This is a genomic window from Rhodospirillales bacterium, from assembly GCA_016710335.1.
GTDB lineage: Bacteria > Pseudomonadota > Alphaproteobacteria > Rhodospirillales > Defluviicoccaceae > JADJXQ01.
Genome location: JADJXQ010000001.1, coordinates 185573 through 200043, shown reverse-complemented (window position 1 = coordinate 200043; position 14471 = coordinate 185573). Strand labels below are relative to the sequence as shown.

Below are 14471 nucleotides of genomic sequence, written 5' to 3'. Positions count from 1 at the left end.
GTGTTTTCCATGGTCCTCGGCGGCGGCAACGCTGTATCATGAGAACAACAAAAAGGGCGGGGCGCACCAGGGCTGCGGCAAGCGTTGAAGCAGCCCGTTGGGGTTCGCGAGCCGGAACGGAATCCGCTCCGCTGCGGGAGGGAGCGTTGTGCACGAAGTGTCCTTGTGCGAAGGCATCATTCGTATAATCGAGGCGGAGCAGCGCACGCACGGGTTCCAGCGCGTGAACGCGGTACGCATCGTGATCGGCGCCTTTTCGTGCGCCGCACCGGAGGCTCTGGAATTCTGCTTCCGGACGATCGCGCGCGGAACCGTCGCCGACGGCGCCATCCTGGACATGGTTCGCATCCCCGGCAATGCGTGGTGCATGAACTGCGGGGAGACGGTGGAACTGACGGAACGCTACGACTGCTGCCCGCAGTGCAGGACGTATGAGTTGCAGGTGACCGGCGGCGACGAGCTTCGCGTCGCCGAGTTGGAGGTGGCATAAGCGCGATGTGTACGGTATGCGGGTGCGGGACGGCCGACAGCGTCTCGATCCACGGCCCCGAAGGTCACCATCACGACCACGGTCATGGGCGCCATCACGACCACGACAGTCACCATCACGATCACGGTCAGGGGCGCCATCACGACCACGACGGGCACCGCCATGGGCGCCATCACGACCACGGTCATGGGCACCCTCATCACGTCGCGGAGAGCCCCCACAGTGGTTCGCCAGCCGGCGAGCCCCCGCGTCTGCACGCGGTGCACGCGCCGGGGACGAGCCACGCCCGCATCGTCCAGGTCGAACAGGATATTCTGGGAGAGAACGACAGGTTCGCAGCGGCCAATCGCGCCTGGCTCGGCGCCCGCGGCGTCGTCGCCCTGAACCTCGTCTCCAGCCCCGGCTCCGGCAAGACCACCTTGCTGGTCCGCACCATCGCCGACCTGTGCGACCGGGTCCCGATCGCGGTGATCGAGGGCGACCAGCAGACCGCGTTCGATGCGGAGCGCATCCGCGCCGCCGGCGCGCCGTCGGTTCAGATCAACACCGGCAAGGGCTGCCACCTCGACGCCCATATGGTCGGGCACGCAATCGAGCGGCTGCAGCCGGAGCCGGACTCCCTGTTGTTCATCGAGAACGTCGGCAACCTGGTGTGTCCGGCCGCTTTCGACCTGGGCGAGGCCTGCAAGGTGGTGATGTTGTCGGTGACCGAGGGCGAGGACAAGCCGCTCAAGTACCCCGACATGTTCCATGCCTCGCGGCTGATGCTGCTGACCAAGATCGACCTGCTGCCCCACGTAGCGTTCGACGTGGATCGCTGCCTTTCCTATGCTCGGCGCGTCAACCGCGACATCGAGATGCTGCCGGTATCGGCGACGACGGGGAAGGGCCTCGCGGCCTGGTATGACTGGATCGCGCGGCGGCGCGCCTGCGCATCCGGGAACCGGTCCGTGGAGGCTCCGGTTTGAGCCTCGCCCTGGCACGCCCGGCGGCAGACGACGCCATGGCCGACGCGTTCGTCGTTCCCCTGCCGCGTTCCGTTGCGCCGGTGGTGGCGGTGGGCGCCTTTCTCAAGAATACCCTTTGCCTGGCCCAGGGCTCGGCCTCCCTGGTCTCCAACGATCTCGGCGATCTGTCGACGGCGTCGGCGCGGGGCGCTGCGGAACGCACGTTCGCGGCATTTCTGGACAGTGTCGACGGCTGGCCGCCGATTATCGCCCATGATCGCCATCCCGACTTCCCGTCGACGCGTTTTGCAGAAGACATGGCGGGCCGGCTTGGAGTCCCGGCGGTGGCGGTGCAGCATCACCATGCCCATGTCGCTGCGGTGATGGCGGAGCACGGCCTGGAACAGCCGGTGCTCGGGCTGGCGCTGGACGGCTACGGCTACGGCGACGATGGCGAGGCGTGGGGCGGCGAGTTGCTGCGCGTCGATGCCAGCGGGTTTCGCCGACTGGGACACTTGAAGCACCTGCGCCAGCCGGGCGGCGACGCCGCGGCACGCCAGCCGTGGCGCATGGGCGCGGCGGCGCTGCACGCCTTGGGGCGCGGTCCCGAGATCCCGGCGCGCTTCGCCGCCTTCCCGGGCGCCGGGGTGGTGGCCCGGATGCTGGAGCGGGGCTGCAATGCGCCGCCGACCTCAAGTTGCGGGCGGCTGTTCGACGCCGCGTGCGGCCTGCTCGGGGTCAAGGCGGTCTCTGCCTTCGAAGGCGAGGCGCCGATGGCGCTCGAGCGACTCGCCGCGTCGGTGGCCCAAGGGGAGGCGGAGGCGGCGGCGGAAGTCGATTCCGGCGGCTGGCGCCTCGACGATGGAACGCTCGGCTGGCGCCTCGACGATGAATCGCTCGGCTGGCGCCTCGACGATGAATCGCTCGGCTGGCGCCTCGACGATGAATCGCTCGGCTGGCGCCTCGACGACGGATCGCTCGGCTGGCGCCTCGACGGCGGGGTGCTCGACATGACGCCGCTGCTGGCGCGTCTCATCGGCATGGACCCGAGGCAGGGCGCCCGGCTGTTCCACGCCACCCTCGTCGCGGCGCTGGCCGAATGGGTGGCGACGACGGCGGCCGCTACCGGCGTGCGCCGCGTCGTCCTCGCCGGCGGCTGCTTCGCCAACACGGTGCTGAGGACCGGCCTGACCATGGCGCTTGCCGAGCGGGATCTGGAGACGCTGTCGCCGCGCGGATTGGGGCCGGGCGACGCCGCGATCAGCCTCGGCCAGGCCTGGGTGGTTGCCATGGCCGAACACCGAAGGAAAAAGGACTAGCGACCATGTGTCTGGCGATCCCGGCGCAGATCACCGAGATTTTCGAGAACGGCATGGCCAGGGCCGCCGTCGGCGGCATCGTCAAGGAGGTGAGCCTCGCCCTGACCGACGATATCCAGGTCGGCGACTATGTCATCGTCCATGTCGGCTTCGTGCTGTCGCGGCTGGATCCGGAAGAGGCGCGGGAGACGCTGGCGCTGTTCGCCGGAGTCGGCGCCCTCGACGGCGTCGATTGGGAAGCGGACCAGGAGGCGCCAACCCGATGACGGTCCGCTTCGTCGACGAGTTCCGCGATCCCGCGTTGGCCCGCAGCGTGGCGGCCGCCATCGCCGCCGAGGCGCACGCGGTCCGCGACTACCACATCATGGAGTTCTGCGGCGGCCACACCCACGCCATCTTCCGTTACGGCGTCCAGGATCTGCTGCCGGCCAACGTGCACATGATCCACGGGCCGGGCTGCCCGGTGTGCGTGCTGCCCATCGCCCGCGTCGACCAGGCGGTGCAACTCGCACGGGACCACGGCGTCGTGTTGTGCACCTACGGAGATCTCTTGCGGGTTCCGGGCTTGGAGCGCATGACGCTGCTGAAGGCCAAGGCCGCCGGCGCCGACGTGCGCATGGTGTATTCCAGCCTCGACGCGATCCGCATCGCCCGCGAGGCCCCGGACCGCGAAGTGGTGTTCTTTGCGATCGGCTTCGAAACCACGACCCCGCCGACCGCCGTGGCGCTCAAGCAGGCGCGCGCGCTCGGCCTCGAGAACTTCACGGTCCACTGCAACCACGTGCTCACCCCAGCGGCGATCACCGCCATCCTGGAAAGCCCGGAGGTGCGCGGCCTCGGAACGCTGCCGCTCGACGCCTTCATCGGCCCGGCCCACGTCAGCGCCGTCATCGGCTCGCGCCCGTTCGAGCATTTCGCCGAGGCCTACCAGCGCCCGGTGGTCATCGCCGGTTTCGAGCCGCTCGACGTGATGCAGGCCATCCTGATGCTGATCCGCCAACTCAACGACGGCCGCGCCGAAGTCGAGAACGAGTACACCCGCGTCGTCGACCGCGACGGCAACACGAAGGCGCAGGCGCTGGTGGCGGAAGTGTTCGATCTGCGCTCCAGCTTCGAATGGCGGGGGCTGGGCCCGGTTCCGTACAGCGCCCTCCGCATCAACGCGGCGTTCGCCGGCTTCGATGCCGAGCGGCGCTTCGCGCTTGCGGAGACGGAAGTGCCCGACAGCAAGGCGTGCGCGTGCGGCGCCATCCTCCGCGGCGTCAAGAAGCCGAGCGACTGCAAGATCTTCGGGACGGTATGCACGCCGGACAACCCCATCGGCTCGTGCATGGTGTCCTCGGAAGGCGCCTGCGCCGCGTACTACACCTACGGCCGCTTCCGGGAGGCGGAGCGTGTCCCCGCCTGAAGTCGCGGCGCGGCGGCGCAGCCCGTGGCCCCGGCCGCTGGACCTCGAGAACGGACGTATCGATCTGAGCCACGGGGCCGGCGGCCGCGCCATGGCGCAGTTGATCGCCGAGATGTTCGCCAGACACTTCGACAACACCTGGCTCGCCGGACAACACGACGCCGCCACCGTGCCGCTGGAGAACGGCGCCCCACATGGGGGCGCTCCGCATGGCGTCGGCCGCATCGTGGTCAGCACCGACGGCTTCGTCATTTCGCCGCTGTTCTTTCCCGGCGGCGACATCGGCTCGCTCGCCGTGCACGGCACCGTCAACGACGTCGCCATGGCCGGGGCGCGGCCGCTCTATCTGACCTGCGGCATGATCATCGAGGAGGGCTTTGCTCTGGCGGACCTCGACGCCATCGTCCGCTCGATGGCGGCGGCGGCGCGCGCCGCGGGCGTCACGATCGTCGCCGGCGACACCAAGGTGGTCGAACGCGGCAAGGGCGACGGCATCTTCATAACCACAACGGGCATCGGCGTCGCGCCCGACGGCGTCGACATCTCCGCCGATCGCGCCTGCCCCGGCGACGCGGTTCTGATCAGCGGCAGCATCGGCGATCATGGGGTCGCGGTGTTGTCGAAGCGGGAAGACTTGAGGTTCGAGACGGAACTGCTGTCGGACTCGGCGGCGCTGAACGGCCTGGTCGCCGACATGGTGGCGGCGGTGCCCGGCATCCACGTGCTGCGCGACCCGACCCGCGGCGGCCTCGCGGCGGTCCTCAACGAAATCGCCATGGCATCCGGCATCGGCATCACCGTCCGCGAGGACGCCATCCCCATTGCCGATGCCGTCCGCGGCGCCTGCGAATTGCTGGGGCTCGACCCGCTCTATGTTCCCAACGAGGGCAAGCTGGTGGCGTTCTGCGCGGCCGCCGATGCGGATCGATTGCTATCGGTGATGCTGGCTCACCCCCTCGGCCGCCACGCCCGCATCATCGGCGCCTGCACCGAGGATCCGCACCGGTTCGTCCAGATGGAGACGTCGTTCGGCGGCACCCGCATCGTCGACTGGCTCGCGGGCGAGCAGTTGCCGCGCATTTGCTGAGGGGCCGCGCCGGCACCATTTACTCAAGGGCGCGTTCTTAAGAGAGCGCTGGTCAGGAGTGACACGTGAACCCGCCGGAGAAACCGAAGTTTTGGCACTTCAACGTTCTGGATGCCGCCAACCGGATTCCCGGCGGCGGCCAGCAGTTGCCGATTGCGACGCTGATGGAACGCGGCGACCTGCGGATGTCCATCTACGCTCCGCGCAACGAGGATCGTCAGCAGCCCCACGCCGAAGATGAAATCTATTTCGTCATCCGCGGCAGCGGTCATTTTACTGCCGGCGACCAGCGCTGCAGCTTCAACGGCGGCGACCTGCTGTTCGTTCCCGCCGGCGTCGAGCACCGCTTCTATCGCTTTACCGGCGATCTGCTGCTGTGGGTCGTGCACCAGGGAGCCCGCCCGGGCGACACTGCGGATGACGCGGCCTCGGCGCGGACGGGGGTCACTCCAGCACCACCTCGCGGGTCTGCTGGATGAGCGCCGTGCCGTCGCGCGTCAGCGTGTAGGTGCCGCGGTAGCGGCCGGGCTGCCAGCCGCCGCCGGGCGGTCGGCGGCCGCTGAACGCGAACCACGAGATATTGTTGTCCTTGAGCGTGTCGGTGTGCTCGTGGACGACGGCGCCGTCCGGCCCCTCGATGCGGAAGCTCTGTACGTCCCCCGCGATGGTGCCGGAGACATCGGCCCACAGGACCAGGGCATCGGCATCGGCCCGCAGCGCGCCCTGATCATAGGCGCCGCGCCGCGCCGCTTCGGCCTCCGGACGCGAGGTCGCGAAGCCGGCGGTCAACAGCCAGGTCGGCGTGTAGGCGAGCTGCGCGAGCGCGGCCTCCGACCACAGCGGCTGGCGCGGATCGCCGCAGGACGAGAACGGCGCCGTGCCGACGAACGGATCCACGTCCTCGCCCCGATAGCGGACGCTGAACTCCGTATGCGGGAACTCGGCGTTGCCGGACATGCCGATGAGGCCGAGACGCTGGCCCGCCGCCACGGAATCGCCCTTCCGGACGGCGACGCTGCCGTTGCGGAGGTGGCTGTACTGGGTCTCCCAGCCGTCGCCGTGGTCGATGACCACGCCGTTGCCGGCTTCGCGCCCGCGTATAGCCTCGGCGCCGATTTCGCGCACGCTGATGTCGGCCATGCCGTCCCTGGTCGCCCGCACCACGCCAGGCGCCGCCGCCACCACCGGCACCCCCTGCTCCATGGCCGGCAGGTTGGGCACCCGGAAGTCGGTGCCGGTGTCGCCGTCCTTGCTCAAGCGCCCGCAGGCGTAATCCATGCGCTCCGGCCCTGGGTCATGGTCCACATACTTCTGGATCGTGCACATGGATCCCATGGCGCAGTCGACCGGAAGCTGCAGGGACGGCGGTTCGGCCGCGGCCAGCGCGGTCCCGCCGGCGCAGATCGTTCCGGCGACCGCGGCAACGGCGGCGCCCGATGCGATCGCGCGCGGCAACCCCCGCATGGCGTCGCGGAGGCAGCCTTGCCGGACCTTGGGAATCGCCGGCGATGATGGCTGAAACTGGGCTCTCACGGTTCACTCTCCTCCTGGTGCGCCTCGTCATTCTGCCATAATTGGGGCCGCTATCAACGCCCGTCCTCGCGACGCCGGCGTCGAGAACCGAATCCGGGCAAGCGATGTAACCGTGGGTAGCCGAACTCGAAAAAACTTCGATCACAAGTCGTTTTTCGCTACCGTCTTGCGCACGCAACAAAACATGCACTACTTTTGCGATCCTATTCCTTACGCGCGAGCTTCTCCAATAGGTTTCGAACGGAGTAGGGTATGCATCCATTTGCGGAGAACTCCGGCCGGCAGCGTTCATACGGTTGCAACAAAGTGTCGGCAATGCGTTTTTTCTTGCCAGGGGATGAAGCTGAAGAGTATATTAAAGATGAGGGATGGCTAGGACGGCCGGACCGGTCTACAGGGGGCGGCTCAAGCATGCCGGCGAGGCATGGCCGATGTCCCCCATTGGAAAGTGGGATAGCGCCCAACAGGCGCGCGCAGAACTCTCGAGGAGGAATAAAAAATGCCATTCGCATTCAGTCTAGACAACGGCGACGTAGTCCTGACCGGCACCAACGGCGACGACTTCCTTATTTCGGAAGATCCGTTCGAGATCGACGGCGACGGACCCCCTATCAACCCGACCAGCATCGTCACGTCCGGCGGCGTCGCCATCGACGTGCCGTTGTCCCCGGGCCAGGGCTTGACCATCAATGCCAGGGGCGGCGACGACACAATTGAGTTCGACCCGGCGGGCACCGCCAATGACCTGCAAGTCTCCGCACTGATCAACGGCGGCGGCGGCAACGACTCCATCGAAGGCGGCCGGTTAGGCGACACCATCAACGGCGACAACGGCAACGACTTCCTTGACGGCAACGAGGGCAACGACGAAGTCAACGGCGGCAACGGCCGAGACACCGTCGAGGGCGGCACCGGCAACGACACCCTCACCGGTGGCAACGCCGCCGACACGCTGCTGGGCGAGGGCGGCAACGACGACCTCAGCGGTAACGACGGCAACGACAGCCTGAATGGCGGTGCCGGCAGGGACGTCCTCAACGGCGGCAAGAACAACGACCAGTTGACTGGCGGTGGCGGCATTGACACCTACGAGTGGGGCGACGGCCCGGACGAGAACAAGGTCTCGGACTTCGACGGCGACTTCGACCGGGTGAATGGTTTCAACTTCCGCGAGCTCCTCGACTTCACCGGCATCGATGACATCGACACCATCACCGTCATCAAGCTGAACAACTCGGCGGCGCTGCTGACGATCGAGGACGACAACAGCAACTCGTTCGACGTCCGCGTCAACACAAACACCGCCGGCCTCAACCGGCTTCTGCAGGATCCGGACTCGGTGATCGACGCCGACTCTGGCGTGACCATCGACACCCCGATCGTGGTTGTCGTCATCTAAGCTTGTCCTTCTCCGCCTCGCGCGGATAAGGCGAACGTCAAGGAGGCCGGTGAACCCGGCCTCCTTTTTTTTGCGTGCCGGGCATCAACGGCGATCCTGGGATCCCGGTTCCATCCGGCCCGATGGCGGCAGGCGGCGCGGACGGCGTTGCTGGCGCCGTCAGCGGGGGCAGTCCTCCGCATCCTCTCTCGACGTTCCGGTTGCGCCCGCACCGGCGATGCTTTGCCGAAGCTCTGCGACCTCTTCGTGGATGCAGGCGCAGACGGCGTGGCCGCCGTCGCACGCCGCCAGCGCCTCGTCCAGGTGGCGGATGGCGCTGCCGCCGTAAAGGTCGGGATCCAGCCGCCACAGGCTGTTGCCGATCGCGGTATGAACCACCACCCGGCCGACCGGATCGTCGCTACGGTCGGCGAGGCGAGCGGCGAGGCAAAAGTGTTGCAGCGCCGCCTCCCGATCCCCCATCACCGAGAACAACCCGAACAACGCCTCCCGTGACACCACCAGCTTGCTGGCCTCCACCACCCCCAGCGCCATCTCGGTCTCCGGATCGGCGGGATCGAGCGCCTTCGCCCGGTCGAGCGCATCGACCACCGCGCCCAACTCCGCGACCGCCGCGGCGTGCGACAAGGCGCCCCGGTCCTTCTCCAGAAGGTGGCCGCGCGCCCGCGCCAACTGCCGCCAGGCGAGGGCGTCCGTTTCGTCCAGCGCCGTTGCCCGCCGCGCGAGTTCGCCGGCCCGGGTGAACAACGCGGCTTGCTGCGCATCGTCGCCGCGATACCGGCAGCGGGCCTCGTAGCCCAGCGCCTGAGCGGCCAGCGCCAGTGACTGCGCCGAGCCCTCGGCCTCGCCGGCCGCCGCGGCATCGCTGAACCGGCCGGCGGCAAGGAGGCGGCGAATGTCGTTGAGGCCGACGTCCGCGCCGTTTGCCGTTCCTGGCGCCACCCCCGGCGCCGCCGCCAGCGCAAGCAGCACGGCGGCGCATGCTGTACGAACGGGACGCGTCATCATTGCGTTGCGATCTCCGGGTTGCCATTACGGTCGGCCCATGCCTGGAACACGACGAGCGTCCACAGCGCCCAGGCGGTGTCGCGCCGCCCGGACGTGAGGTCCGCGAGCCATTGCGCCGGCAGGTCCGGGCGCACGATACCCTGCTCGGTAAGCCGGCGGGGATCGACGGCGTTCCGGGTCATGTCGCGAAGCTCGGTGGTAAGCCAGCGGGCGATCGGGACTTCGAAGCCCTTCTTGGGGCGCTCGAACACCTCCGCCGGCAGGCGGTCGGCAAATGCCGTGCGCAGGATGCGCTTGCCTTCTCCACCGCGCAGGATGCGCTTGCCTTGTCCGCTACCTATCTTGAACGACCCCGGCATCGCCGCAGCGCACTCGACGACGCGGTGGTCGAGGAACGGGCAGCGCACCTCGAGACCGTGCGCCATGCTCATGCGGTCCACCTTGACCAGCATGTCGCCCGGCAGCACCAGCGCGATGTCCGCCGACAGCATGGCGTTGATGCCGTCATCGCCGCCGGCCTGCGCCTCGAACATGGCGACAAGCGACTCCACCGTCGTCGCTCCCGGCGCAACGGCGCGGGTGAACAGGCGGTCCAGTTCGCCTTCGCCGAGGGTGCTGGCCCAACCGGCATGGCGCGCGGCGGCGTCCTTGCTGGCATGATCGAGGAAACGCCTGAGGCGCCGCGCCCGCTCCCGCCAGGCGCTGTCCTTGCCTTCCGGCAGGTGCGCGGCCGCGGGTTCGATCACCATCTCGCGCAGCCAGCGCGGCAGGGTTGCATAGCGCGCCGCGGCGCCCTCGCCGAGGTGCTTGCGGTAGCCGCCGAACACCTCGTCGGCGCCGTCGCCGGAGAGGGCGACGGTGACGTGCCGGCGCGTTTCCCGCGACAGGATGAAAGTGGGGATCGCCGACGAGTCGGCGAATGGCTCGTCGCAGGCGTCCAGCACCTGGTCGATGACGGCGCGCGCCTCGTCCGGCCCGACCTCGATCTCGGTGTGGTCGAGGCCGAGGTGAGCGGCCACGGCGCGGGCCTGCGGCCGCTCCTCGTAGTATGCGGAGGCGCCGGCGAACCCGACGGTGAACGTGCGAAGAGGACCGCCGCGGCGGACGAGGGCGGCGGCGACCAGGGCCGAATCGATGCCGCCCGACAGGAACGCCCCGATCGGCACGTCGGCGACCAGGCGATCGCCGACCGCCGCATCGAACTGCTCCCGCAGGTCGGCGGCCGCGGTCTGCTCATCGGCGTAAGGTCGAGGCGTGTGCCGCGGCAGATCGTACCAGCGGTGCACGGCCATGCCCTGCGCGGTCATCGTCGCCATGTGCCCCGCCGGCAGCTTCTGCACGCCGGAAGCGATCGTCCACGGCTCCGGGATGTATTTGAGCCGGAACAACAGCCGCAGCGCGGTCGGATCGATGGCCACCCCGCAACCGGCGATGTGCCTCAGCGCCACGATGTCGGAGGCGAAGGCGAGCCGCGCGCCGTCGTGGCGGAACACCAGCGGCTTTTTGCCGAAGCGGTCGCGGGCGATGATCAGTTGGCGCCGGTCCGCGTCCCACAACGCAAAGGCGAACATGCCGTTGAGCCGGTCGAGCAGCGCCGGACCCCACTCGGCCCAGCCGGCGAGAAGCACCTCGGTGTCGCTCCGGGAAGCGAAGGCGTGGCCGCGCGCCGCAAGCTCGCGGCGCAACTCGGCAAAGTTATAGATCTCGCCGTTGTAGGTGACGACCCGGCCGTGGCCGGCCATGGGCTGGTGGCCGCCGGCGGTGAGGTCGATGACGGCTAGGCGGGTGTGGGCGAGGGCGCAATGGTCGTCCTGCCAGACGCCGCGATCGTCGGGCCCGCGCGGCGTCAACCGGTCGAGCGTCCGCTGCAGCCGCTCCGGCAGGGTCCCGGAGTCAAGCCCCGCGAAGTCGACAAGGCCGGCTATCCCGCACATGGGCCCTTCATCTCACCCTCATCCCGGATCCGTCAACTCACCCCGATGCAGCGCATCGAACGCCGCCACCATCCGCTGCAGCGAAAACCGCGTGACGATGCGGTCCCGCGCCCGCCGGCCGAGTTCCGCCCTGGACTCCGCGGGCACAGCCAGGACCGCCTGGACCGCGTCGGCAAACGCCGCGGGCTGGCGCGGCGGCACCACCGTGCCACAGTCGCCGACGAGGATGCGGGCGTCGCCGACGTCGGTGGCGATCGCCGGCAGGCCCGCCGACATACCTTCGGCGACGCTGTTCGAGAACCCCTCGCCGAAGGCCGAGGTGGACACCACCGCGTCGCCGGCGGCGTAGAGCCGCGGCGCGTCGTCCCGGCGGCCAAGGCGATGGAGGCGGGGATGCGGGGGCAGCGCCTCGGTTTCCGCGCCGGCTGCCAGCGCCGCCACGCCGGGCAGGCGGTCGAGGGCGGCGACCAGGGTGGCGTGGTGCTTCATCGGATCGACGCGGGCGACGTGGATCAGCAACGGCGTGGCGGCGTCGATGCCCAGTTCACGGCGGAGCGCCGCGCGGGCGTCCGGGTCGGGACGGAAGCGGTCGGTGTCGATGCCGTTGCGGATGACCGGGAACCGCCGCGGCCGATAGCCGAGCCCGCGATGCCAGGCACGGCCGGCGTCGGAATTGGCGACCACCGCCATGGGCAGGTGGGACAGCCGGGCGCAGGCGGCGCGGACCAGGCGGAACGCGCCGCCGTAGCGGCGGCCGTCCATGTCGGAGCAGCGCACCCCCCAGTAGAGGCGCGTGTCCCGCGAGCGGCCGCTCAGCCGCCACGCGGCGGCAGCCATGAGGTCGGCGTGGTACATCCAGCTTTGCACGGCATCCGGCTTCGTGGCGCGGAGGAGTCGGGCCAGCCGCCACACCGCCGCGATGCTCGGCCTGCCGCGGCGCATGGCGAGGCTGCTGACGGGAATCCCGGCGTCGCGGAGGCGGTGCGCCAGGACGCCGTCCGGCAGCAGGCTGACCACATGCTGCTCGGGGCGGTGCGGGCGCTCGGCGGTGACCAGGGCGACCAGGGTGCTTTCGGCGCCGCCGGTGTCCAGGTCGGTGATGACGTGGAGGACCCTCATGTCACGGCGTCCAGGAGCGCTTCGAAGCGCCGGACCGCCGGTTCAATCTGGAACGCAACCGGCAGCAGGCTTGCGCGCAGCCCCGTGGGCGGCGAGGGGCGTACGCTCGCCATCGCCGCGGCGAAGGACGGTCCGGCCGCGGCGATGGTAACGGCGCCCGCGGGGGCCAGCGCCGCCACTTCCACGATGCCGCCGGCCTCGGGCGTGGCGATGACCGGGACGCCGAGCGCCAGCGCCTCCAGCGCTACGTTCGGCATCCCCTCCCACCGCGACGGCAGCAAGAACGCATCGGCGCCGGCGATCAGGCGCCAGGGATCGGACCGGAACCCCGGGAAGCCGACGCGGTCGGCAACGCCCAGCCGGCGCGCCTGGCCGGCCAGTTCTTCGCGCGCGGGGCCTTCGCCCATGATGCAGAGGCGCGCGTCCGGCGGCAACTCGCCACACAGGGGCAGCAGCCGATCGAACCCCTTCTGCCGGTGCAGCCGGCCGGCGGCGACGAGGCGCGGGCCCGCTCCGGGGGCCCGTTCGATCGGGACCGCCGCGGCGCGCACGGCGGCCACGCCGACCGGGCTGTAGACGACGTGGATTTGGTGCGGAGAAATGCGGTGCTCGCGGATCATTGCTTCCGCCACCGCTTCGGCAGGACAGACGACTGCGTCAGCGCGGCGGTAGAGCCGCCGGTAGAGCCAGCGCGCCGGCGCCGAGGTCGGCAGGCCGCGGAGCGCCGGCAGGGGCAAGTTGGCTTCGCGGACGATGATGCGGGTGCGGGCGGGCAGCACCGGCCTGAGGGCGAGGACGCCGAGGTTGAGGTAGCCGATGGTGGCTACGACGGCGGCGGGCCTGAGACGATGGAGCGCGCGCGCCAACGCCGGCAGCGCGCTCCGCAGCCGGCCATGGCCGAGGGTGATGACGGGTATATCGGCGGGAACGCACGACGCCAGCGGGCCGTGGGCGTCGAGGACGATGAGGTGGGGGTGGAAGCGGGTGCGATCGAGGCGGGCGATGAGAGTGAGGATCACCCGTTCGGCGCCGCCGCCGGCGAAGGACGGCAGCACGAACGCGATGGTCGGAGGGGCGCCCGAGCGCGGCCCGGAATGGACGCCGTCAGGCAACGGCGCGACGCACCGCCTCGGCGATGCGGTCGACCGTGCCTTCGTCCAGGTCGGGATGGATGGGAAGGCTCACCACCCGCCGGCACAGATCCTCGCTGACCGGCAGGGAGCCGCTCCCGCCGCCGAAGCGGGCGAACGCCGGCTGCAGATGCAGCGGCGCCGGATAGTACACCATGGTGGGCACGCCCTCGGCCTTGAGCCGGTTCCGCACCCGATCGCGCTCGCCGGAGTCGAGCACCAGCGTGTACTGGGCCCAGGCGCTTTGCGTCTCCGGCGGCCGGCCAGGGGTCGCGACAATGCCGTCCAGGCGACAGTCATACCAGCCGGCGACGGCGTTGCGCGCCGCCAGATCCTCCGCGAACGCCTCCAGCTTGGCGAGCAGAATGGCGGCCTGCAGCGTGTCAAGGCGAGCGTTGCGGCCGATGCGGACGATGTCGTATTGCCCGCCGCCCTCGCCGTGGACGCGGAGCGAGCGCAGCAGGTCGGCGCGCCCATCGTCGTCGGTGAGGATGGCGCCGCCGTCGCCGTAGCCGCCGAGCGGCTTGGCCGGATAGAAGCTGACCGCGGTGACCGGCGCCAGGGTGCCGACGCCGCGGCCGCCGCGGCGGGCGCCGAAGCTCTGCGCGGCGTCGGCGATGACGAACAGGCCGTGCCGATCCGACACGGCGCGGACGGCGTCGTAGTCGGCCGGCAGCCCGTAAAGGTCGACGGCGATCACCGCGCGGGGGCGCAAGCGGCCTTTCCTGCGGACCGCGTCGATGCGTCGCTCCAGGTCGGCGACGTCGATGTTGAAGGTTTCCGCCTCGACCTCGGCAAACACCGGTTCGGCGCCGACGCAACAGACCACCTCCGCCGTCGCCGGGAAGGTGAACGCCGGCAGGAATACAGCGTCGCCCGGCCCGATGCTCTCCGCCATCAGCGCCACCAGCAACGCATCGGTGCCGCTGGCGACGCCGACGGCGTGGCGGGCGCCGGAGACACGGCAAAGCTCCGCCTCCAGCTCCGCCACCTCCGGCCCCAGGATGTAGCGGCCGTGGTCGAGGACGGCATGGATGCGGGCGTCGATGCCGGGCTTCAGGCGCGCGTACTGGGCCTTGAGATCGACGAACGGGATC

The 14471-nt window shown here is 69.9% G+C and carries 14 protein-coding genes; 8 read left to right on the top strand and 6 right to left on the bottom strand.

What is annotated here, in order from left to right; translation table 11 throughout:
- Positions 1-148 precede the first annotated feature (148 nt).
- The 7 genes from hypA (at position 149) to IPM60_00900 (ending at position 5730) form a co-directional block, all read left to right on the top strand.
- Positions 149-490, top strand: a complete 342-nt coding sequence (hypA, locus tag IPM60_00930; GenBank protein MBK8906504.1) for a hydrogenase maturation nickel metallochaperone HypA — start codon at positions 149-151, stop codon at positions 488-490.
- A gap of 5 nt (positions 491-495) precedes the next feature.
- Positions 496-1458, top strand: coding sequence for a hydrogenase nickel incorporation protein HypB (gene hypB / locus IPM60_00925; GenBank protein ID MBK8906503.1), 963 nt, complete (start codon positions 496-498; stop codon positions 1456-1458).
- 35 nt (positions 1459-1493) lie between these two features.
- Positions 1494-2756, top strand: coding sequence for a carbamoyltransferase HypF (locus IPM60_00920; protein MBK8906502.1), 1263 nt, complete (start codon positions 1494-1496; stop codon positions 2754-2756).
- A gap of 5 nt (positions 2757-2761) precedes the next feature.
- Positions 2762-3022 (top strand): HypC/HybG/HupF family hydrogenase formation chaperone, encoded by a 261-nt coding sequence (locus IPM60_00915; GenBank protein ID MBK8906501.1) that lies wholly within the window; start codon positions 2762-2764, stop codon positions 3020-3022.
- Positions 3019-4164 (top strand): hydrogenase formation protein HypD, encoded by a 1146-nt coding sequence (hypD, locus tag IPM60_00910; protein MBK8906500.1) that lies wholly within the window; start codon positions 3019-3021, stop codon positions 4162-4164. Before IPM60_00915 ends, hypD begins: the two co-directional genes overlap by 4 nt.
- Positions 4165-4255: 91 nt before the next feature.
- Complete coding sequence (gene hypE, locus IPM60_00905) at positions 4256-5251, top strand: hydrogenase expression/formation protein HypE (GenBank protein MBK8906499.1); 996 nt, start codon at positions 4256-4258, stop codon at positions 5249-5251.
- Between the two features lie 164 nt (positions 5252-5415).
- Positions 5416-5730: a cupin domain-containing protein gene (locus IPM60_00900; GenBank protein ID MBK8906498.1), complete on the top strand. Its 315-nt coding sequence runs from the start codon at positions 5416-5418 to the stop codon at positions 5728-5730.
- Here IPM60_00900 and IPM60_00895 read toward each other — a convergent pair.
- Complete coding sequence (locus tag IPM60_00895) at positions 5696-6784, bottom strand: M23 family metallopeptidase (GenBank protein MBK8906497.1); 1089 nt, start codon at positions 6782-6784, stop codon at positions 5696-5698. The two genes, IPM60_00900 and IPM60_00895, sit on opposite strands and share 35 nt — an antisense overlap.
- 499 nt (positions 6785-7283) lie before the next feature.
- On the opposite strand from IPM60_00895, the gene IPM60_00890 reads away from it, so the two are divergent.
- Positions 7284-8183, top strand: a complete 900-nt coding sequence (locus IPM60_00890; protein MBK8906496.1) for a hypothetical protein — start codon at positions 7284-7286, stop codon at positions 8181-8183.
- 159 nt (positions 8184-8342) lie between these two features.
- On the opposite strand, the gene IPM60_00885 is transcribed toward IPM60_00890, so the two are convergent.
- From IPM60_00885 to IPM60_00865, 5 genes are read right to left on the bottom strand one after another with little or no spacing between them, the layout of a single operon-like run.
- On the bottom strand, positions 8343-9191 hold the full coding sequence (locus IPM60_00885; GenBank protein MBK8906495.1) for a hypothetical protein: 849 nt from the start codon (positions 9189-9191) through the stop codon (positions 8343-8345).
- Entirely contained in the window at positions 9188-11125 is a 1938-nt protein-coding gene (gene asnB / locus IPM60_00880; protein MBK8906494.1) for an asparagine synthase (glutamine-hydrolyzing), read from the bottom strand. The genes IPM60_00885 and asnB overlap by 4 nt, the downstream gene beginning before the upstream one ends.
- Before the next feature lie 18 nt (positions 11126-11143).
- Positions 11144-12244 (bottom strand): glycosyltransferase, encoded by a 1101-nt coding sequence (locus tag IPM60_00875; GenBank protein ID MBK8906493.1) that lies wholly within the window; start codon positions 12242-12244, stop codon positions 11144-11146.
- Positions 12241-13356: a glycosyltransferase gene (locus tag IPM60_00870; GenBank protein ID MBK8906492.1), complete on the bottom strand. Its 1116-nt coding sequence runs from the start codon at positions 13354-13356 to the stop codon at positions 12241-12243. Before IPM60_00870 ends, IPM60_00875 begins: the two co-directional genes overlap by 4 nt.
- Positions 13349-14470, bottom strand: a complete 1122-nt coding sequence (locus tag IPM60_00865; GenBank protein MBK8906491.1) for a DegT/DnrJ/EryC1/StrS family aminotransferase — start codon at positions 14468-14470, stop codon at positions 13349-13351. The genes IPM60_00870 and IPM60_00865 overlap by 8 nt, the downstream gene beginning before the upstream one ends.
- Position 14471 lies beyond the last annotated feature (1 nt).

Excerpts from the sequence above, each read along its gene's own strand:
- hypB (MBK8906503.1), top strand. The coding sequence starts at position 496 with ATGTGTACGGTATGCGGGTGCGGGACGGCCGACAGCGTCTCGATCCAC.
- IPM60_00920 (MBK8906502.1), top strand. The coding sequence starts at position 1,494 with ATGGCCGACGCGTTCGTCGTTCCCCTGCCGCGTTCCGTTGCGCCGGTG.
- IPM60_00915 (MBK8906501.1), top strand. The coding sequence starts at position 2,762 with ATGTGTCTGGCGATCCCGGCGCAGATCACCGAGATTTTCGAGAACGGC.
- hypD (MBK8906500.1), top strand. The coding sequence starts at position 3,019 with ATGACGGTCCGCTTCGTCGACGAGTTCCGCGATCCCGCGTTGGCCCGC.
- hypE (MBK8906499.1), top strand. The coding sequence starts at position 4,256 with ATGGCGCAGTTGATCGCCGAGATGTTCGCCAGACACTTCGACAACACC.
- IPM60_00900 (MBK8906498.1), top strand. The coding sequence starts at position 5,416 with ATGGAACGCGGCGACCTGCGGATGTCCATCTACGCTCCGCGCAACGAG.
- IPM60_00890 (MBK8906496.1), top strand. The coding sequence starts at position 7,284 with ATGCCATTCGCATTCAGTCTAGACAACGGCGACGTAGTCCTGACCGGC.
- IPM60_00885 (MBK8906495.1), bottom strand. The coding sequence starts at position 9,191 with ATGATGACGCGTCCCGTTCGTACAGCATGCGCCGCCGTGCTGCTTGCG.
- asnB (MBK8906494.1), bottom strand. The coding sequence starts at position 11,125 with ATGTGCGGGATAGCCGGCCTTGTCGACTTCGCGGGGCTTGACTCCGGG.
- IPM60_00875 (MBK8906493.1), bottom strand. The coding sequence starts at position 12,244 with ATGAGGGTCCTCCACGTCATCACCGACCTGGACACCGGCGGCGCCGAA.